Source organism: Variovorax sp. GW822-FHT04A09, from assembly GCF_058801005.1.
Genome location: NZ_JBXAMV010000005.1, coordinates 463,246 through 483,383, shown reverse-complemented (window position 1 = coordinate 483,383; position 20,138 = coordinate 463,246). Strand labels below are relative to the sequence as shown.

The window sequence follows — 20,138 nt, the reverse complement described above, 5'->3', positions numbered from 1 at the left end:
TCACCCGACACCCGACACACGAAGGAGACCCGACGATGACCCTCGATGCTTGCGACCTGCAGCGCCGCGTGCGCGAACGCGTGGACGACGCGCTGGTGGCGCAGTTCCAGCGCGACGGCGCGGTCTGCATCCGCCAGCTGCTCACGACCGACGAACTCGCGCTGCTGCGTGACGGCATCGAGGCGAACCTGGCGGCGCCCAGCCCGCGCGCCAAGGTCGCGAGCCGGCCCGACGATCCGGGCCGCTTCTTCGAGGACTTCTGCAACTGGCAGGAGATCGACGCCTTCGGCCGCTTCATCCGGCAGGCGCCGCTGGCGCCACTCGCGCAGCGGCTCATGGGCTCCGACACCGTGCGCCTGTACCACGACCACCTGCTCGTGAAGGAGCCCGGCACGCGCCAGCGCACGCCGTGGCACCAGGACCAGCCCTACTACAACATCGAGGGCATGCAGAACGTCAGCATGTGGATTCCGGTCGATCCGGTGTCGCGTGCCGCCACGCTCGAGTTCGTGGCCGGCTCCCACAAGGGGCCGTGGCTGATGCCGCGCACCTTCATGGACAACCACGCCAAGTGGTTCCCCGAAGGCAGCCTCGACGACCTGCCCGACATCGAGGGCGCGCGCGAGCGCTTTCCCATCGTCGGCTGGGACATCGAGCCCGGCGACTTCGTCTGCTTCCACATGCTCACGCTGCATGCGGCGGCCGGCGTGGAGGGGCCGAACCGGCGCCGGGTGTTCTCGGTGCGTTTCCTGGGCGACGACATCCGCCACGCCCCGCGCAGCTGGAAGACCTCGCCCGATTTCCCGGGCCTGGCCGAGCGCCTGCCGGCCGGCGCGCCGATGGACGATCCGCTCTTTCCGCTGCTGGTGCGCTGAGCCTCGGTAAGACGAAGGTAGAAAGAAAAAACGCGCTCATTCCCATCGCGTGGGAATTCGGGCTTGGTCGTGAGAACGGCGAGCAAGATACTGCACGCCGCATCCACTTTCGACCGCCCAGCGATTGCCCCCGATGACGACCCCCCTTGACGCTCCCGCCCACAACGACCGCGCGCTGTTCGTGCTGTCGGTGCTGGCGCAAAGCAAGGCGGCGATGACGGCGGCCGAGCTGGTGCAGGCCACCGGCCTGTCGCAGAGCACGCTGTACCGCCAGGTCGCCACCTTGCGCCGCTGGGGCTTCGTGATGGAGTCCGAGGGCCGCTACTCGCCGGGGCCCGTCAGCGTGCAGCTGGCCAGCGGCTTCGACGGCAACTCCGACCTCGTGATGGCCGCGCGCGCCGACATGCGCGTGCTGGCGCAGCAAAGCCACGAGAGCGTGGCGCTCGTCACCCTGGTGAACGAGCGCGTCGTGTGCCTGGAGATGATCGACAGCGAACAGTCGCTGCGCTGCTCCTTCGATCGCGGCCGCAGCGTGCCCGCGCGCGACGGCGCCAGCGCCAAGTGCCTGCTGGCCCACGCACCCGACGACGCGCGCGACCTGCTGCTCGACGGGCTCGACGAAGGCCCCGAACGCCGCGCCGAGCGCGCCGCCGAACTCGACGCCATCCGCGCCGCCGGCCATGCCGTGACGCACGGCGAGGTCGATGCCGGCGTCTGGGGCGCGAGCGCGCCGGTGCTGGCCGCGGGCCGGCGCCTGCGCGGGGCGATCACGCTCATGGCGCCGCTCACGCGCGTCGAAGGCATGGAAGCTGCATTGGTCCACATGACCGTCGTCACGGCGGCCCGCATCTCGCGCGCACTGCAGTAGTCGCCGCTTTTCTTTTTCTTTCTCCCTCCCTCACCTCCACGAAAGCCCTCCCATGAACACCCGTCGCACCCTCGTCGCCGCCGCCCTGTCCGGCCTCGCCTTCTTCGGTTTCGCTGGCGCCGCGCAAGCCCAGGGCGAGCCGCTGCGCGTGGCCACCGACGCCACCTTCCCGCCGATGGAGTTCGTGGAAAACGGCAAGCGCACCGGCTTCGACGTGGAGCTGGTCGAGGCCATCGGCAAGACGCTGGGCCGCAAGATCGAGTGGATCGACATCGACTTCAAGGGCCTCGTGCCGGGCCTCATCTCCAAGCGCTTCGACATGGCCGTGTCGGGCATCTACATCACCGACGAGCGCAAGAAGGTCGTCGACTTCACCGTGCCGTACTACGCCGGCGGCCTCGTGGTCATGGTGAAGGACAACAACACGACCATCAAGAAGCCGGCCGACATCAACGGCAAGAAGGTCAGCGTGCAGGTGGGCACCAAGTCCGTGTCGTACACGAAGGAGAAATTCCCGCAGGTGCAGCTGATGGAAGTCGAGAAGAACCAGGAGATGTTCAACCTCGTGGACATCGGCCGCGCCGACGCTGCCGTCACCGGCAAGCCCGCCGCCTTCCAGTACGTGCGCACGCGCGGCGGCCTGAAGGTGCTCGACGAGCAGATCACCACCGAGGAATACGGCATGGCCATCCGCAAGGACACGCCCGAGCTCACCAAGGCCGTGAACGGCGCGATCGAGAAGCTCAAGGCCGACGGTACCTACGCGGCCATCGTGAAGAAGTGGTTCAGCGCCACCGCCAAGTAAGCGCGCCATGGATTTCGATTTCTCGCCCGTCTGGCAGGGCTGGCCCGACCTGCTGCGCGGCGCGCTGGTCACGGTGGAGATCACCGCCTGCGCGCTGGCCCTGGGGTGCGTGCTGGGCCTCCTGGTCGGCATCGGCCGGCTGAACCCGAAGCGGCGCTGGATCTACGGCGTGTGCACCGCCTACGTGGCGGCGATTCGCGGCACGCCGCTGCTGGTGCAGCTGTTCATTTTGTTCTTCGGCCTGCCGCACTTCGGCATCCTGCTGCCGGCCTTTGTGTGCGGCGTGCTGGGGCTCGGCGTGTACTCGGGCGCCTACGTGTCCGAGATCGTGCGCGGCGCGATCCAGTCGATCGACAAGGGCCAGACCATGGCCGCGCAGTCGCTGGGCATGACGCCCGGCGTGGCGATGCGCCAGATCGTGCTGCCGCAGGCCGTGGTGCGCATGATCCCGCCGCTGGGCAACGAGTTCATCGCGCTCATCAAGAACTCGGCGCTGGTGTCGCTCTTGACCATTCATGACGTGATGCACGAAGGCCAGAAGATCATCAGCGTGTCGTACCGCTCGCTCGAGGTGTACCTGGCCATCGCGCTCGTGTACTTCATGCTCACGGGCACCATGACCCTGATCCTGCGGCATTTCGAGCAGAAGCTGCGCCAGGGCGGGTTGATGCGATGAGCGTGCAGCGTTTTTCGCGCGCGACCCTGCGCGCCACGCCCTGGAAGAACGGCGGCGGCACCACGCAGGAAATCGCCAGCTGGCCGCCAGGCGCGGGGCTCGACAGCTTTGGCTGGCGCGTGAGCATCGCCACCATCGCGTCGCCCGGCCCGTTCTCGGTGTTCCCGGGCATCGAGCGCCAGATCATGCTGCTCGAAGGCGACGGCGTGCGCCTCTTCACGCACGACGGCCGCGTGTCGCACCGGCTCGACGTGCCGCACCAGCCCTTCGCTTTTTCGGGCGACGACCCGATCGATTGCACGCTGCTCGGCGGCGCCTCGAACGACTTCAACGTGATGGCGCGCGGCGGCCAGTGGCGCGCCGAGGTGCAGGTGCTGGAACGCGCCGCCGACGTCGCCCCTGCGCCGCACGGCGTGCTGCTGGCGTTGCGCGGCGAGTGGCGCTTGAATGACGGCGAAGCCCTGGGTGACGGCGACGGCCTGTGCTGGACCGACGCCGCGCAGGCATGGCAGGCCGCACCGGCGAGCGACGGCGCACGGCTGGTGGCCGTGCGCTTCGTGCCGGCCTGAGCGGCCCAAGCAAAGAACAGGAGATGACGATGACACCCCCCAGCGAATTCCCCTCGGCCGACGGCCTGTGGACCGGCCTGCGCCTGGCGCCCGGTGCGGCGCCCGGCGTCACCTTGGCGCCCGACGCCGAAGCCGCCCTCGTGGTCGCGCAGGGCACGGTCCGCTGGGTCGGTGCGCGCGCCGACCTGCCCGGCGAGTTCGCGGGGCTCGCGCCGCACGACGGCGGCGGTGCGCTCGTCACGCCCGGCCTCGTCGATTGCCACACGCACCTGGTCTACGGCGGCCAGCGCGCCAACGAGTTCGCGATGCGGCTCGCGGGCGCGACGTACGAAGAAGTGGCGAAGGCCGGTGGCGGCATCGTCTCGTCGGTGCGCGCCACGCGCGAGGCCGACGAGGACACGCTGTTCGCCCAGGCCGCCGCGCGCCTCGAGCAGCTGCTGGCCGACGGCGTCTGCGCCATCGAGATCAAGTCGGGCTACGGCCTGGCGCTCGAACACGAGCGCAAGCAGCTGCGCGTGGCGCGGCGACTTGGCGAGGCTTACGGCGTCACCGTGCGCACCACCTTCCTCGGCGCGCACGCGCTGCCGCCCGAGTACGCCGGCCGCAGCGGCGACTACATCGACCTTGTCTGCAAAGAGATGCTGCCCGCGCTCGCCGCCGAAGGGCTGGTCGATGCGGTCGACGTGTTCTGCGAACGCATCGCCTTCTCGCTCGCGGAGACCGAGCAGGTCTTCCAGGCCGCCAAGGCGCTGGGCCTGCCCGTGAAGCTGCATGCCGAGCAGCTCTCGGACATGGGCGGCGCGGCGCTGGCCGCGCGCTACGGCGCGCTGTCGTGCGACCACATCGAGCACCTGTCGGCCGACGGCATCGCGGCCATGCGCCAGTCGGGCACCGTGGCCGTGCTGCTGCCCGGCGCCTACTACACGCTGCGCGACACGCACCTGCCGCCCATCGATGCGCTGCGCGCCGCGGGCGTGCCGATGGCCGTCTCGACCGACCACAACCCCGGCACCTCGCCGACGCTGAGCCTGCTGCTTATGGTCAACATGGCCTGCACGCTGTTCCGCCTCACCGTGCCCGAGGCGCTGGCTGGCGTCACCGTGCACGCCGCGCGCGCGCTCGGCCTGCAGGACACGCACGGCGCCATCGCGCCCGGCATGCCCGCCAACTTCGTGCTCTGGAACCTGCACGACGCCGCCGAGCTGGCCTACTGGTTCGGCCAGCAGCCGGTGCGCGCCGTGGTGCGCCAGGGACGCATCGCCATCGGAGCCACCGAATGACACACACGCTTTTCGCAGCCGATGCGCTGCTGCCCGCGGGCTGGACGAAGAACGTCCTGCTGTCGTGGAACGACGCCGGCCGGCTCACGCAGGTGCAGGCCGGCGCGCAACCGCCAGCGGGCGCGCAGGTGGCGACCGGCCCGGTGATCCCCGGCATGCCCAACCTGCATTCGCACGCCTTCCAGCGCGCCTTCGCGGGGCTCACCGAGCACCGCGCCGAACAGCAGGACAGCTTCTGGAGCTGGCGCACGCTGATGTACCGCTTTGCCGCGCGCCTCGGTCCGCAGCACATGGAGGCCATCGCGACCTGGCTCTACGCCGAGATGCTCGAGGCGGGCTACACCAGCGTGTGCGAGTTCCAGTACGTGCACCACGACACCGACGGGCGTCCCTACGCCGACGACGCGGCGCTGAGCCGTGCGCTGCTGCGCGCCGCGCAGAACACCGGCATCGGCTTCACGCTGCTGCCCGTGCTCTACCAGACCAGCGGTTTCGGCGACCAGCCGCCCACCGACGGGCAGCGCCGCTTCATCCGCTCGACCGAATCGATGCTGCGCCTGCTCGACACGCTCAAGCCCGACTGCGACGCGCAGGGCGCGCGCCTGGGCCTGGCGCCGCACTCGCTGCGCGCCGTGCCGCCCGAGGCGCTGCGCGAGGCGCTCGCCGGCCTGGACGCCATCGACCGCACCGCGCCGGTCCACATCCACATCGCCGAGCAGACGAAGGAAGTGGACGACTGCGTGGAGTGGAGCGGCCTGCGCCCGGTCGAATGGCTGCTCGACCACGCGAGCGTCGATGCGCGCTGGTGCCTCGTGCACGCCACGCACATGAACGACGCCGAGTACGAATACGCGGCACAGAGCGGTGCGGTCGCGGGCCTGTGCCCGACCACCGAGGCGAACCTGGGCGACGGCATCTTCGACTTCGCGCGCTGGCGCAGCCACGGCGGCGCCTGGGGCGTGGGCTCCGACAGCCATGCCAGCGTCAACGCGGCCGAGGAGCTGCTGATGCTCGAGTACAGCCAGCGCCTGGGCCGGCGCCAGCGCAACGTCGGCGCCAGCGCGGCGCAGCCGCACGTGGCCACCGCGCTCACGCTCGAAGCCGTGCAGGGCGGGGCGCAAGCTTCGGGCCGCGCGGTCGGCGGGCTGGCCGTGGGGCAGCAGGCCGACTTCGTCGTGCTCGACGCGCATCACCTCGCGCTGCAGGGCCTGTCGGCGCCTGACATGCTCTCGGCCCATGTGTTCGCGAGCCACCGCACCTCGGCCGTCGACGCGGTCTGGGTGGCGGGCCGCCCACGCGTCACGGCCGGGCGCCACGCGCTGCATGGCGATGCCGCAGCCGCCTTCGTTGCCGCGCGCACCCAACTCCTCAAGGACTGAATTCCCATGGCCTTCACCACCACCGAACCGGCGTTCCGTTTCCGCCAGGGCACGCGCCCGCTGCTGATCTCGATGCCGCACGTCGGCACGCACGTGCCGCCCGCGCTGGCCGCGCGTTTCACCGACGAGGCGCGCCACGTGCCCGACACCGACTGGCACCTCGAGCAGCTCTACGACTTCGCCGACGCACTCGGCGCCTCGGTGCTCGTGGCCACGCACTCGCGCTACGTGGTCGACCTGAACCGTCCGCCGGACGGCGCCAGCCTGTACCCGGGCCAGAGCGTGACGGGCCTGTGCCCGGTCGACACCTTCGATGACACGCCGGTCTACGCGAAGCCCGAAGACCACCCGTCCGACGAAGAAATTGCCGCGCGCCGCGATGCCGTGTGGCGCCCCTATCACCAGCAGCTGCAGGCCGAGCTCGACCGCCTGCAGGCCGCGCACGGCACCGTCGCGCTGTGGGACGCGCACTCGATCCGCTCCGTGCTGCCGCGCTTCTTCGAAGGCAAGCTGCCCGACCTGAACCTGGGCACCGCCGACGGCAAGAGCTGCGACCCCGCGCTGGCCGCCACGCTGCGCGGCATCGCCGAATCGGCGCCGGGCTACACCGGCGTGCTCAACGGCCGCTTCAAGGGCGGCCACATCACGCGCCAGTACGGCAACCCGGCCGGCGGCGTGCACGCGGTGCAGCTGGAGATGACCCAGTCGAGCTACATGCAGGAAGCGCTGCCCTTCGACTACCTGCCCGACGTGGCCGCGGGCGTGAAGCCGCACGTGCGCCGCATGTTGGAAGCGGTGCTGGCCTTCGTCGAAGGCGGCGCCCGGTGAGCGCCGCCATCCACGCGTTCGCGCGCCCCGAGGTGCCACCGCTGCCGCCCTACAACGCGGGGCTGTCCTCGGACGCGGTGCGCGCGCGCTACGGCGTCAGCGAGATCGCGCGGCTGGCGAGCAACGAGAACCCGTACGGCCCCAGCCCCGCGGTGGCGCGGGCGCTGGTCGACTTGGCGGCGCGCGCGGGCACCTACCCCGACGCCAATTCCACGGCGCTGCGTGCCGCCATCGCACAGCGCACCGGTGCGCTGCCCGGCGAGGTGGTGATCGGCAACGGCTCCGAGGACATCCTGCAGATGCTGTGCCAGGCGCTGCTGTCGCCGGGCGACCGGGTGCTCACGCAGCGCCCGGCCTTCGGCCTGCACGAGATCTACCCGCGCATGATGGGCGCGCAGGTCGAGCTGCTGACGCTCACGCCGGAACTCGGCTTCGACGTCGATGCCTGGTGCGCGGCGCTCGCGCGCGGACCCAAGGTGGTGATGCTGGCCAACCCCTCGAACCCGGTCGGCTGCATGTTCGATGCAGCCGACTTCGCGCGCCTGCTCGCGGCGGTGCCCGCGGGCACGCTGCTGGTGGTGGACGAGGCCTACTACGAATATGCGCGGCTGGCGCCCGGCTACCCCGACGTGCTCGCCCTGCTGCGCGCATGGCAGGCGGCCGGCGAAGGCCGCTCCCCCTGGATCGTGCTGCGCACCTTCTCCAAGGCCTGGGGCCTGGCCGGCCTGCGCGTGGGCTACGGCATTGCGTCCGACGCGGCGCTGGTGCAGTTGCTCGACCGCGTGCGCACGCCCTTCAACGTGAACCTGGCGGCGCAGGCCGCGGCGCTGGCGGCCTGGGGCGACGAGGCCTTCATGGCGCAGGCGGTGGCGCGCACCGTGCAACAGCGCGAGGCGCTGGCGGCGCAGCTGCGCGCCCTGGCCGGATCGGTCTGGCCGGGCCTGCGCATCGCGCCGTCGGCGGCCAACTTCCTGTTCGTCGACCTCGGGCGGCCCAACGCGCCGGTCAACGAGGCCCTGCTGGCGCGCGGGATCATCGTCAAGCCCTGGAAGGAGCCGGGCTTCGAGACCTTCATCCGCGTGTCGGTGGGCACCGACGCGGACAACGCGCGCTTCGTGCAGGCGCTGGCGGAGATCGCGGGCGGGCAAGGCTGACACTGGGGCCGGGTCGCCAAGACCCGCCTGCGCGCCGGGCCAGACCGGGGTTTTTACAATCGCGGACATGACCAAGCCCCTCATCTATACCCGCGGCCAGGCGCTGCCGGGCATCCTGGCCAACCGCATTGCCATCCTCGACGGCGCGATGGGCACGATGATCCAGCGCTTCAAGCTCACCGAAGCGCAGTACCGCGGCGAGCGCTTCAAGGACTTCGAGCGCGACGTGAAGGGCAACAACGAGCTGCTGTCGCTCACGCGCCCCGACGTCATCACCGACATCCACGAGGCCTACCTCGCGGCCGGCGCCGACCTCATCGAGACCAACACCTTCGGCGCCACCACCATCGCGCAGGAGGACTACAAGATGGCCCACCTGGCGCGCGAGATGAACCTCGAATCGGCCAAGCTGGCGCGCGCGGCCTGCGACAAGTACAGCACGCCCGACAAGCCGCGCTTCGTGGCCGGCGCCCTCGGCCCGACCCCCAAGACGGCGAGCATCAGCCCCGACGTGAACGACCCGGGCGCGCGCAATGTCGATTTCGAATCGCTGCGCGCGGCGTACTACGAGCAGACCGAGGCGCTGGTCGAAGGCGGCGCCGACGTGATCCTGGTCGAGACCATCTTCGACACGCTCAACGCCAAGGCCGCACTGTTCGCGGTGGACGAATATTTCGACAACAGCGGCCAGCGCCTGCCGCTGATCATCAGCGGCACGGTCACCGATGCCTCGGGCCGCATCCTCAGCGGCCAGACCGTCACCGCCTTCTGGCACAGCGTGCGCCATGCGCAGCCGCTGGCCATCGGCCTGAACTGCGCGCTGGGCGCGACGCTCATGCGCCCCTACATCCAGGAGCTGGCGCGCGTGGCGGGCGACACCTACATCAGCTGCTACCCGAACGCCGGCCTGCCCAACCCGATGAGCGACACCGGCTTCGACGAGACGCCCGACGTCACCTCGCGCCTGCTGCACGAGTTCGCGGCCGAGGGGCTGGTGAACATCGTGGGCGGCTGCTGCGGCACCACGCCGGACCACATCGCGGCGATCGGTGCGGCGGTGGCGCCTGCGAAGGGCCGTCTCCTGAACAGCAACGGCTTCTACAAAGAAGCCGCCTGAAGCCGGGCGCCGCGCGCGCCCTCGGCTGATTGACGGCTCCCCGCCCCACGCCTACGCTGGGGCGCACAGGAGCCTCCCATGAACGCCACATCCTTCTTGCGCCGCGCTGCCTTGGGCGCGCTCGTCCTGCTGCTGCCGCTCGCCGCGGCGGCGCAGCAGGCCTTCACGCGCGGCGCGGTCAACCTGCGCGCCGGGCCTTCGGGCGACTACCCGCTTGTGGCACGGCTCGGGCCGGGGCAGCCGGTCGACGTGGTCGGCTGCACCAGCGGCTACGGCTGGTGCGACGTGGTGCTGCCCGACGGCGGGCGCGGCTGGGTCTGGGCCAGGAACCTCGACTACGCCTACCAGCAGCAGCGCGTGCCGCTGGCCACCTACGGCGCGGTCATCGGCGTGCCGATCGTGAGCTTCGTGATCGGCAGCTACTGGGCCGACTACTACCGCGACCGCCCCTGGTACGGCGACCGGCGCTGGTGGGGCCACCGGCCCCCGCCGCCGCCGATCGCGGGCTGGCGCCCGCCGCCGCCCGTGCACCCGGGCTGGCAGCCGCGGCCCTGGCCGGGGCCTGGCGTGCGTCCGCCCCACGGACCCGGGGTCCGTCCGCCTCATGGGCCTGGGGTTCGTCCCCCGCACGGGCCGGGCATCCGGCCGCCCGTCGACCCCGGGTTCCGTCCGCCGCGCCCGCAGCCGGGCTTCCGGCCCGGGCCGCCGCCGGGCGTGTCGCATCCGCATCCGGGCGGCGGCCGGCCCGGTGGGGGCGGCGGGGGTGGAGGAGGGCGTCCGCACGGCGGGGGCGGTGGGCACGGCGGTGGAGGCGGGCACGGCCACGGCCACGGAAAGAATTGACCCGGCTCACACGGCCGGCGTCCCGATGCCGGCCGCCGCCTGACGGTCGCGTGCGATCAGCGCCACGAAGCGCTGCGCGCCCAGGCCCAGCGGCCGTTCGCGCGACCACACCACGTCCACCCACAGGTCGAGTCCGTTGCTGAGGTTCTCGAACGGGATCTCGACCAGCGCGCCCGCCGCCACGTGCGGCCGCGCGAAGTTGCGCGGCAGCCAGCCCCAGCCCAGCCCGGCGGTGATCAGGCTCAGCGCGGCCAGCGCGTTGTCGGTGCGCCAGACATGCCGCGCGAACACGAAGCGCGGGTCGCTGGTGGCCAGGTCGCGCCCCGCGACCACGATCTGGCGCGTGTTCGTCAGGTGCTCCTCGCGCAGGCGCCCGCCGGCCGCCGCGCGCAGCACGGGGTGCTCGGGCGCCATCACGGCCACCATGGTGTCGCTGCCCACCTCCTGGAAGCCCTCGCGGCCGTCGAGGCTGGGGCGCTCGAACACCAGCGCCAGCTGCGCCCGGCCGCTGTGCAGCAGCGCCAGCGCGTCGGCCTGCGGCGCAGCCAGCACCTCGACCTGCAGCAGCGGGTAGTCGTCGGCCAGCGCGGCCAGCGGCCCGCTCCAGGGCGCGGCCAGCAGCTCGGGCGCGATGGCCAGCGTGAGCCGGTCTTCCAACCCCTGCGTGAGCGCCAGCGCCTGCACCTGCAACTGCCGCAGCTGGGCCGCGAGCAGCCGCGCCTGCGGTTCGAGCGAGCGCGCGGCCGACGTGGGCTGGGGCTCGCGGCCGCTGCGGTCGAACAACGGCAGCGCCAGCTCGGCCTCGAGGTTGGCGATGGCCATGCTCACGGCCGACGGCACTTTGCGCAGCGCCCGCGCGGCGGCCGAGAACGAGCCGTGGTCGATCACGGCCAGGAAGACCTCGACGTTGTCGCTGGAGAAAGCCATGGCGCCCCGATCTATCAATAAAACTGAAATAAGTTAACTTTTTATATCAACTAAAAGCAAATAAAGTCCCTCCATCGCAGTCAAACACACAGAGAAACAGTCATGCAGGGCCTTCAGCGTCGGATCGTTTACATCTCCCTCTACGAGGGCATCGCCATCGTGGCGGCCAGCGCCGGCCTGGCCCTGATGTCGGACGCGGGGCTCGGCCACTCGGGCCTGCTGGCCGTGGGCGCCTCGGTGATCGCGGTGATCTGGAACCTGACCTTCAACGCCCTGTTCGAGCGCTGGGAGTCGCGCCAGGCGGTGCGCGGGCGCAGCCTGAAGCGCCGCATCGCCCACGCCATCGGCTTCGAGGGCGGCCTGATCGCCTTCCTGGTGCCGATGCTGGCCTGGGGCCTGGGCGTGTCGCTCTGGCAGGCGCTGGTGATGGACCTGGGCCTGGTGGTGTTCTTCCTGGTCTACACCTTCGTCTTCAACTGGGCCTTCGACCGCGTGTTCGGCCTGCCGGCCTCGGCCATGGGCGAAGCGCAGCCTGCGTAAGCCTGCGCTTACTTAGCGGATTTGTCGCGCCGGCTTGGGCGCGGCGGCCGAGCGCATCGCCAGGGCACCGCTCAGGCGCAGGCGCTCGTTCTCGTTGAAGAGCGTCTCGCGCAGCTGGGCCCGCTCGGCCTCGGGCGCGCTGGCGTAGCGGTCGAGCCGGGCGTTCCATTCCTGGGTTTCCTGGTCGAGCGTGGCCAAGCCGCGTGCCACCTCGTAGCCGTAGGTCTCGCTGCGCGCGGCAAAGCGCTCCTGGGGGCTGGCGCCGCGCGCCTGCAGGGCCTCGGTCTGGCGCATCACGTCCAGATGCGCCACCGCCTCCTTGCGCACCTCGCGCTGCGCGGGCGACAGCCAGGCCTGCTCGCTTTGGGCCAGCGCCGCGGCGCGCTGCTCGGGCGTGAGGTCGGGGTTGGACAGCAGCTCCATCTTCTCGGCCATGAACCGGTCCTGCCGGATCTGGTCGCCGAACAGGCCTTCGATTTCCTCGGGCGCGAAGAACTGACGGCGCACCGCCTCGCGTGCCTCCAGGCTGCGCCGCAAAAAGGCCGGGTCGCCGGGCGCGGGCGGCTGCAAGGTGCGCAGGGCTTCCTGCATGTCGACGTAGCGCTCCAGCAGGCCCAGCGCGCGCACGCGCCAGTCCTCGCGCAGGCGCTGGGCGAGCAGGGCGGGTGCGCGGGCCATCAGCGTGGCCTTGCTGTCGGCCTGCGCTTCGGCGAGCACCTGGTCGAAGAGGGTGATGAGGTCGCTGGTGAGCAGGGCGTCGGGGGCCGCTGCGGTGGACTGCGCCGGACGAGGCGCGGTGGGCACCGCGACCGCCGCCGTGGCGCGGGGCGCGGCGGCCTGCGGCGCATCGACCGCCCCGGGGCCGAGTGCCAGCCAGCCGGTCCCCGCGGCCACCAGCGCGACGGCGCCGATGGTCAAGGCCACACCGCGCATGCGCAGCGTCCTCAGAGCCCCGCGCTCTTGAGTCGCGCGGCCTGTTCCCTGAACAGCTCCGGCGGCTTCTTCTCGTAGTACGGGAACTGGCTGCCGTAGGTGTTGCCGAAGGCCTGGTTCACCTCGTCCAGGTGGTTCTGGCGGTAGTCGCCCAGGTGGGTGCCCAGGCGCGTGGTGCAGACCGCGAGCAGGCCGTCGTTGGCCTCGCCGAAGAAGAACAGGCTGCCCAGCGTCGACAGCGCCGTGTCACTCGGGTCGAACAGGTTGAAGCTGGTCGACACGCCCGACCACGAGTAGTAGCGCACGCCGTTGGCCACGGCCGCACCGCTCTTCACGTCGCACGACGAGCCCGGCGCGGGGCGCCCTTGCGGGAACTTGGCGTCGAAGGCCGCACCGCCCGCCGTGGTCAGCGAGGCCAGCGCGTTCAACGGCACCTCGGGCAGCTGGCTCGGGTCCTTGCCCGAGAGAAAGCCGATCAGCCCCGTCAGCAGGCCGACGGCCTTCACCACCAGGGTCTGGCCGATGCCGCCTTCGGGCAGCTTGGCCAGCAGGTCGGCCACCTTCGAGCCGCCGTTGGCGCCGCCCACCGACGTGACCGAGGCCACCATGTCCGGCGCCACCGCCGCCACGTAGCGCACCGTGGGCGAGCCCTGCGAATGGCCGATGAGGTTGAACTTGAGCGTGGGGTTCTGCTCCAGCGCGCGGATGGTCTTGAGCTCCTGCAGCAGCTGCTCGCCGCGGATCTCGGAGGTGTTGGTGCCCGACACCTGCGCCACGTACACCTTGGCGCCCGCGGCGGCCAGCCTGCCGGGGATGTCGTAGAAGTAGTCGACGCCCAGCAGGTTGTCGAAGCCCAGCAGGCCGTGGACCAGCACGATCGGGTACTTGGTCTTCGCCGTGTCGGAGGTGACGCGGGCCTCGACGCGGGTGGCGCTGTCGCCGGCGGCGGCACGCGCTGGTGGCGCGTGAACCGCGAGGGCCGCGGCGGCCAGGAGGCCGCAGCTCAGGGCCACGGCGCGCATTGGGGTGGCTGCATGCTGCAACCGGACATTCCACTTCCTGGCCATCGGCGAACTCCCTTACGTTTGGTTAAAAACACGAACGTTCGTTCAGAAACGGTGGGCGCATTCTGTTGACACGTGCAGGAATGAAAACTGGGGTTTTCCCAGGGCGCAATCGAATCGACCTAAAATGCGCGACTTCCCAAGGAGCGTTGCAGCGGTTCGCCACAGAGGCGAATCGTCAGGCTTGGGGCGACAACGACGCTCGCCTGTCCGACTCTTCCGCAGGTGAGGCCATGTCCCAGATTCCCGCATCCGTTTCCGCTCCCGTTGCTCCCCCTCCCATGAAGCTGTCCGGCCTCGAGCCGGTCGCCATCGGCGAGGGCACGCTGTTCGTCAACATCGGCGAGCGCACCAACGTCACCGGCTCCAAGGCCTTCGCGCGCATGATCCTCAACGGCCAGTTCGAGGACGCCCTGGCCGTCGCGCGCCAGCAGGTGGAGAACGGCGCGCAGGTGATCGACATCAACATGGACGAGGCCATGCTCGACAGCAAGGCCGCCATGGTGCGTTTCCTGAACCTCATTGCCAGCGAGCCCGATATCGCGCGCGTGCCGGTGATGGTCGACAGCTCCAAGTGGGACGTCATCGAGGCCGGGCTGCGCTGCATCCAGGGCAAGGGCATCGTCAACTCCATCTCCATGAAGGAGGGCGTGGACAAGTTCAAGCACGAGGCCAAGCTGGTCAAGCGCTACGGCGCTGCCGCCGTGGTCATGGCTTTCGACGAGAAGGGCCAGGCCGACACCTACGCGCGCAAGATCGAGATCTGCGAGCGCGCCTACCGCGTGCTGGTCGACGAGGTGGGCTTTCCGCCCGAAGACATCATCTTCGACCCGAACATCTTCGCCATCGCCACCGGCATCGAGGAGCACGACAACTACGCGGTCGACTTCATCAACGCCGTGCGCTGGATCAAGCAGAACCTGCCCGGCGCCAAGGTGTCGGGCGGCGTGAGCAACGTGAGCTTCAGCTTCCGCGGCAACGACCCGGTGCGCGAGGCCATCCACACCGTGTTCCTGTACCACGCGATCCAGGCGGGCATGGACATGGGCATCGTCAACGCCGGCATGGTCGGCGTGTACGACGACCTCGAGCCCACGCTGCGCGAGCGCGTGGAAGACGTGGTGCTCAACCGCCGCCCCGATGCCGGCGAGCGCCTCGTCGAAGTGGCCGAGACCGCCAAGAGCGGCGCCAAGGACGACAGCAAGAAGCTCGAATGGCGCGGCACGCCCGAGCACCCGGTGCACGTCAACCAGCGCCTGTCGCACGCGATGGTGCACGGCATCACCGACTTCATCGTCGAAGACACCGAAGAGGCCTACCAGCAGATCCTCGCCAAGGGCGGGCGTCCGCTGCACGTGATCGAAGGCCCGCTCATGGACGGCATGAACATCGTGGGCGACCTGTTCGGCCAGGGCAAGATGTTCCTGCCGCAGGTGGTGAAATCGGCGCGCGTGATGAAGTCGGCCGTGGCCCACCTCATCCCGTACATCGAGGAAGAAAAGCGCCAGGACGAGGCCGCGGGCCGCGACGTGCGCACCAAGGGCAAGATCATCATCGCCACCGTGAAGGGCGACGTGCACGACATCGGCAAGAACATCGTCACCGTCGTGCTCCAGTGCAACAACTTCGAAGTGGTGAACATGGGCGTGATGGTCCCGTGCCACGAAATTCTGGCGAAGGCCAAGGTCGAGGGCGCGGACATCGTGGGCCTGTCGGGCCTCATCACGCCCAGCCTCGAAGAGATGCAGTACGTGGCCGGCGAGATGCAGAAGGACGACCACTTCCGCATCAAGAAGATCCCGCTGCTCATCGGTGGCGCCACCACCAGCCGCGTGCACACGGCCGTGAAGATCGCGCCGCACTACGAAGGCCCCGTGGTCTACGTGCCCGATGCCTCGCGCAGCGTGAGCGTGGCGCAGTCGCTGCTCTCGGACCAGGCCACCGCGTACATCGACGAGATCAACGCCGACTACGAGAAGGTGCGCACGCAGCACGCCAACAAGAAGCAGGTGCCGATGTGGCCGCTGGCCAAGGCGCGCGCCAACAAGACGCCCGTCGATTTCGCCAACTTCGTGCCCACCGTGCCCAAGTTCATCGGCCGGCGCGTGTTCAAGAACTTCGACCTCACCGAGCTGGCCAAGTACATCGACTGGGGCCCGTTCTTCCAGACCTGGGACCTGGCCGGCCCGTTCCCCGCCATCCTGAAGGACGAGATCGTCGGCACCGAGGCCGTGCGCGTGTACGCCGACGGCCAGCGCATGCTCAAGCGCCTCATCGAAGGGCGCTGGCTCAGCGCCAGCGGCGTGGTCGGCTTCTGGCCCGCCAACACCGTGAACGACGACGACATTGAGCTGTACACCGACGAGACGCGCAGCGAAGTCGCGCTCACCTGGTACGGCATGCGCCAGCAGACCGAGAAGCAGATGATCGACGGCGTGATGCGCCCCAGCCGCTGCCTGGCCGACTTCGTCGCGCCCAAGGACAGCGGCGTGAAGGACTACGTCGGCGTGTTCGCCGTCACGGCCGGCCTGGGTGTCGAGAAGAAAGAGAAGTTCTTCATGGACGACCTCGACGACTACTCGGCCATCATGCTCAAGGCCCTGGCCGACCGGCTGGCCGAGGCCTTTGCCGAAGCCATGCACCACCGCGTGCGCACCGACCTGTGGGGCTACGCGCCCCACGAGGGCCTGAGCAACGACGACATGATTGCCGAGAAGTACCGCGGCATCCGCCCCGCGCCCGGCTACCCGGCCTGCCCCGACCACAGCGTGAAGGGCCCGATGTTCGACCTTCTGAACTGCGCGGACATTGGCATGACCCTGACGGAGAGCCTCGCTATGATGCCCGCCGCCAGCGTGAGCGGCTTCTACCTCGGGCACCCCGATGCGACGTACTTCAACGTCGGCAAGATCGGGCACGACCAGTTGCAGGACCAGGCCGCGCGGCGCCGCACGAGCGAAGCGGAGCTCGAGCGCCTGCTGGCGCCGAACCTTTGAACCTGCCGGCCGGTCGGCGCGACCGGAGTGACCGGCCACGGGAGTTGATATTCAGAAGCTGATCTTTGCCGCCGCGCACTACGCCCAGTTCGCGATCTTCGTGATTGCCTGCTGGGGTGCCGGCCGCGCGGTGCTCGCGCGCCTGCGTCCGCCCTCGCGCCGCGACGCCTGGCTCGAAGCGGCCATGTCGGCCGCGCTCGGTGTCGGCCTTTACATCTGTGCCTTCCAGGCGCTGGCGATCTTCGGGCTCTTTCGCCGCGAGGCCACGCTGGGGCTGGTCGGCGCGGGCGTCGTGGCCGCCGCATGGCAGTGGCGCGGTTGGCGCGCCGAGGTGCGTGCGCTGCGCGCGGCCGCGCCCGCCACCCCGCCGTGGACCCGCTTCGAACGCATCGCCGCCATCGCGCTGGCGCTGGTCGCGCTGCCCGCGCTGGTGGCGCCGCTCGCGCCGCCGGCCGCCTTCGACGAGCTGATGTACCACCTGCCGTATGCGCGCCTGGTGGCGCAGCAGGGCACGCTGGGCATCCACGACTGGCTGCGCTACCCCTGGTTCCCCTACAACTACAACCTGCTGTACGCCGCCGCGCTGCAGGTGGGCGACGACGTGCTGCCGCACTTCCTCAACGCCCTGGCGGGCGCGCTGTCGGTGCTGATGATCTTCCGCCTGGGCATCCTGCATGCCAACCGGCTCACCGCCTGCATCGGCGCGGCCATCTGGCTGGGCATGGGCGACTACGCCAACGCGCTGATCGACATGGGCGTGGCGCTGTTCGTGCTGTCGGCCTTCGTGGCGCTGTGGTGGTGGCGCGAGTCCGAACCGCTGCGCGACGGCACGCGCTGGCTCTGCCTGGCGGCGTTCTGCCTCGGCGTGGCGGCGGGCTCCAAGTACCAGGCGCTGATCTTCCTGCCGCTGGTGGCGCTGTTCGTGGTGCGCCACGAGCGCCGCCTGTTGCAAGCCTGGGCGCCGGCGCTGCTGTGCTTCCTGATCCCGTGCATCTACTGGTATGCGCGCAACGCGATCATGACGGGCGACCCCTTCAACCCGATCGGCGCGCGCGTGTTCGGCTTCACCGAATGGGTGCCGGCCGACTACGTGCAGCAGGTGGCCGACGTGCGCGACCACGCCGAGATGCCCAACGCGCTGATCTGGTCCGTGTTCCTCGCGCCCTTCAGCGTGTGGTGGAAGCGCTCCGCCGCGGTGCGCGCGGCGGGCTGGTTCTGCCTGTACTCGGTGGCCGTGTGGGTCGTGACCTCGCGCTACCCGCGCTACCTCATGGCCTCGTTCCCGCTGCTCGCGATGACGGCCGCCGTGGGCTGGCAGGTGCTGTTCGGCTGGATCGCGGCGGGCGTGCGCCGCCTGCGCGGTGCGCCCGCTGCGGTCGCAGCCGACGGCCCGCGCAGCGGTGCCGGCGTCGGCGACTGGATCGTGGTGCTGCTGCTGGCCGTGCTGGCCGCCGTGTCGGTGGGCCAGACGGCCACCAAGGTGTCGATGATCTCGCTCACGCCCGAGGCGCGCGAGGCCTTCCTGCGCAAGCACGTGCCCGGCTACGGCGTGATGGACTACGTGCGCCGCAACGTGACCGGCCGCGTCTACCAGATTGCGCTGAACGAGGCGATCTACTACGGCCCCAATCCGATCTGGGGCGACACGCTGGGGCGCTGGCGCTACCGCGACTACCTGCTGATGTCGCCCGGCGACACGGCGCGCAAGCTGGCGGCCGAGGGCTTCACCACCGTCGTCATGTCGCCCGAGATGGTGAAAGTGCTCAGCGTGCGGCCCGGCTTCGACCAGTACTATGGCCTGCTGCACGAACAAGACGGCAGCCGGGCCTACCGACTCCTTCCGACGACCGCTCGATGACCGACCACCGACCTGCTCCCGTGTCCGCCATGCCACGCATTGCCGCCGTCATTCCCTGCTTCAACGAAGCCCTGGCCATCACCCAGGTGATCGAGGGCTTCCGCGCGGCCCTGCCGGGCGCCGAGATCCACGTCTTCGACAACAACTCCACCGACGACACCGCCGCCGTGGCCCGCGCGGCCGGCGCGATCGTCACGCACGTGGCCGCGCGCGGCAAGGGCAACGTGGTGCGGCGCATGTTCGCCGACGTCGAGGCCGACATCTACGTGATGGTCGACGGCGACGCCACCTACGACACCACCGCCGCGCCGCGCCTCATCGCGCGGCTGGTCGAGGGCAACCTCGACATGGTGGTCGGCAGCCGCGTGGACGACGGCCAGGACGCGCTCACCTACCGCGCCGGCCACCGCTTCGGCAACTGGCTGCTCACGGGCACCGTGGCGCAGCTCTTCGGCGGCGGCCTCACCGACATGCTCTCGGGTTACCGCGTGTTCTCGCGCCGCTATGCCAAGTCGTTCCCCGCGCTGTCGCAGGGCTTCGAGATCGAGACCGAGCTGACCGTGCACGCGCTCGAACTGCGCATGCCCTACGCCGAGGAAGCCACCGCCTACAGCACGCGCCCCGAAGGCTCGCACAGCAAGCTCTCGACCTACCGCGACGGCTGGCGCATCCTGAAGACCATCGGCAAGCTGTTCGTGAGCGAGCGGCCGCTGCAGTTCTTCTCGATCGTCGCGGCCGTGCTCGCGATCGCTGCGCTCGCGCTGGCCGTGCCGCTGTTCATGACCTACGCCCACACCGGCCTGGTGCCGCGGCTGCCCACGGCGGTGCTCGCCACCGGCGCGATGCTGGCGGCGCTGCTGTCCTTCGTCTGCGGCGTGGTGATGCACACCGTCACGCTCGGCCGGCAGGAGGCCAAGCGGCTGCGCTACCTGGCGCAGCCTTGCGTGCGCGAGAGCTTGCGCAAGAGCCTGCGCGCGCACTGACGGCGGCGCGATGAAGATCGGGCGCGAGTTCCTCTCGTTCGCCGTGGCCGGCGTGATCGGCTTCGTGGTGGACGTGACGGTGCTCTACCTGCTGGCACCGCTCTTGGGGTGGTACGGCGCGCGCGTCGTGTCGTTCCTGGCCGCCGCCACCACCACCTGGCTCTACAACCGCCGCTACACCTTCGCGGCGAGCGCGGCCGGCGCCGCCACGGGGCGTTCGGTCTGGCGCGAATACCTGGGCTACCTCACGACCATGCTGGCCGGCGCGGTGCTGAACTACGGCACCTACGTGCTCACGCTGCACTGGGTGGAAGGCCGCTGGGCCGCCGCGCTCGGCGTGGCGCTGGGCAGCATCGCGGGCATGGGCGCCAACTTTCTCTCGGCGCGCTATCTGGTTTTCCGCTCGCACCGCAGCGGCGGCTGAGGCCGCCGGGCGCGTGCAC

19 protein-coding genes and 1 riboswitch are annotated in these 20,138 nt (G+C 70.4%); of the genes, 16 read left to right on the top strand and 3 right to left on the bottom strand.

The genetic code is table 11. The annotated features are described in order from the left end of the window. The first annotated feature begins 35 nt into the window (after positions 1-35). The 11 genes from AC1RLW_RS25575 (at position 36) to AC1RLW_RS25525 (ending at position 10,394) form a co-directional block, all read left to right on the top strand. The gene (locus tag AC1RLW_RS25575; RefSeq protein ID WP_493195575.1) at positions 36-875 is read left to right on the top strand and encodes a phytanoyl-CoA dioxygenase family protein; all 840 of its coding nucleotides are present in this window, start codon (positions 36-38) and stop codon (positions 873-875) included. A 133-nt stretch (positions 876-1,008) separates the two neighbouring features. Continuing rightward, complete coding sequence (locus AC1RLW_RS25570) at positions 1,009-1,743, top strand: IclR family transcriptional regulator (RefSeq protein ID WP_095951039.1); 735 nt, start codon at positions 1,009-1,011, stop codon at positions 1,741-1,743. Positions 1,744-1,795: 52 nt separating this feature from the next. Beyond that, a complete protein-coding gene (locus AC1RLW_RS25565; RefSeq protein WP_062482279.1) occupies positions 1,796-2,548 on the top strand; it encodes a transporter substrate-binding domain-containing protein in 753 nt (250 codons plus the stop codon). Between the two features lie 7 nt (positions 2,549-2,555). Beyond that, positions 2,556-3,224, top strand: coding sequence for an amino acid ABC transporter permease (locus AC1RLW_RS25560; protein WP_062482282.1), 669 nt, complete (start codon positions 2,556-2,558; stop codon positions 3,222-3,224). Then, positions 3,221-3,793, top strand: a complete 573-nt coding sequence (locus AC1RLW_RS25555) for a HutD/Ves family protein (protein ID WP_493195574.1) — start codon at positions 3,221-3,223, stop codon at positions 3,791-3,793. The genes AC1RLW_RS25560 and AC1RLW_RS25555 overlap by 4 nt, the downstream gene beginning before the upstream one ends. Before the next feature lie 29 nt (positions 3,794-3,822). Then, positions 3,823-5,073 carry an imidazolonepropionase gene (hutI, locus tag AC1RLW_RS25550; RefSeq protein WP_493195573.1) on the top strand — a complete coding sequence of 417 codons (1,251 nt, stop codon included), beginning with the start codon at positions 3,823-3,825 and terminating at the stop codon, positions 5,071-5,073. After that, positions 5,070-6,452, top strand: a complete 1,383-nt coding sequence (locus AC1RLW_RS25545; protein WP_493195572.1) for a formimidoylglutamate deiminase — start codon at positions 5,070-5,072, stop codon at positions 6,450-6,452. The genes hutI and AC1RLW_RS25545 overlap by 4 nt, the downstream gene beginning before the upstream one ends. 6 nt (positions 6,453-6,458) lie before the next feature. Beyond that, positions 6,459-7,280 (top strand): N-formylglutamate deformylase, encoded by an 822-nt coding sequence (gene hutG, locus AC1RLW_RS25540; RefSeq protein WP_493195571.1) that lies wholly within the window; start codon positions 6,459-6,461, stop codon positions 7,278-7,280. Further along, entirely contained in the window at positions 7,277-8,434 is a 1,158-nt protein-coding gene (locus AC1RLW_RS25535; protein WP_493195570.1) for a histidinol-phosphate transaminase, read from the top strand. Before hutG ends, AC1RLW_RS25535 begins: the two co-directional genes overlap by 4 nt. Before the next feature lie 67 nt (positions 8,435-8,501). Beyond that, positions 8,502-9,551, top strand: coding sequence for a homocysteine S-methyltransferase family protein (locus tag AC1RLW_RS25530; RefSeq protein ID WP_062482298.1), 1,050 nt, complete (start codon positions 8,502-8,504; stop codon positions 9,549-9,551). 78 nt (positions 9,552-9,629) lie between these two features. Continuing rightward, a complete protein-coding gene (locus AC1RLW_RS25525) occupies positions 9,630-10,394 on the top strand; it encodes an SH3 domain-containing protein (RefSeq protein ID WP_159278916.1) in 765 nt (254 codons plus the stop codon). A 6-nt stretch (positions 10,395-10,400) separates the two neighbouring features. Here the strand turns inward: AC1RLW_RS25525 and AC1RLW_RS25520 are convergent, their stop codons facing one another. Further along, complete coding sequence (locus AC1RLW_RS25520; RefSeq protein WP_062474000.1) at positions 10,401-11,321, bottom strand: LysR family transcriptional regulator; 921 nt, start codon at positions 11,319-11,321, stop codon at positions 10,401-10,403. A gap of 102 nt (positions 11,322-11,423) precedes the next feature. Here AC1RLW_RS25520 and AC1RLW_RS25515 point away from each other — a divergent pair, with 102 nt between their 5' ends. Next, on the top strand, positions 11,424-11,861 hold the full coding sequence (locus AC1RLW_RS25515) for a PACE efflux transporter (RefSeq protein WP_062473998.1): 438 nt from the start codon (positions 11,424-11,426) through the stop codon (positions 11,859-11,861). A gap of 12 nt (positions 11,862-11,873) precedes the next feature. On the opposite strand, the gene AC1RLW_RS25510 is transcribed toward AC1RLW_RS25515, so the two are convergent. Beyond that, positions 11,874-12,794: a lipase secretion chaperone gene (locus AC1RLW_RS25510; protein ID WP_493195569.1), complete on the bottom strand. Its 921-nt coding sequence runs from the start codon at positions 12,792-12,794 to the stop codon at positions 11,874-11,876. Positions 12,795-12,805: 11 nt separating this feature from the next. Then, a complete protein-coding gene (locus AC1RLW_RS25505) occupies positions 12,806-13,816 on the bottom strand; it encodes an esterase/lipase family protein (protein WP_082818091.1) in 1,011 nt (336 codons plus the stop codon). Between the two features lie 177 nt (positions 13,817-13,993). Then, positions 13,994-14,069, top strand: a riboswitch (S-adenosyl-L-homocysteine riboswitch). Between the two features lie 22 nt (positions 14,070-14,091). On the opposite strand from AC1RLW_RS25505, the gene metH reads away from it, so the two are divergent. The 4 genes from metH (at position 14,092) to AC1RLW_RS25485 (ending at position 20,119) form a co-directional block, all read left to right on the top strand. After that, positions 14,092-16,854, top strand: coding sequence for a methionine synthase (gene metH, locus AC1RLW_RS25500; protein ID WP_493195568.1), 2,763 nt, complete (start codon positions 14,092-14,094; stop codon positions 16,852-16,854). Between the two features lie 100 nt (positions 16,855-16,954). Further along, a complete protein-coding gene (locus AC1RLW_RS25495) occupies positions 16,955-18,712 on the top strand; it encodes an ArnT family glycosyltransferase (protein ID WP_493195567.1) in 1,758 nt (585 codons plus the stop codon). Beyond that, positions 18,709-19,695 carry a glycosyltransferase family 2 protein gene (locus AC1RLW_RS25490; RefSeq protein WP_493195566.1) on the top strand — a complete coding sequence of 329 codons (987 nt, stop codon included), beginning with the start codon at positions 18,709-18,711 and terminating at the stop codon, positions 19,693-19,695. Before AC1RLW_RS25495 ends, AC1RLW_RS25490 begins: the two co-directional genes overlap by 4 nt. A gap of 10 nt (positions 19,696-19,705) precedes the next feature. Then, the gene (locus AC1RLW_RS25485; RefSeq protein ID WP_159273447.1) at positions 19,706-20,119 is read left to right on the top strand and encodes a GtrA family protein; all 414 of its coding nucleotides are present in this window, start codon (positions 19,706-19,708) and stop codon (positions 20,117-20,119) included. Positions 20,120-20,138 lie beyond the last annotated feature (19 nt).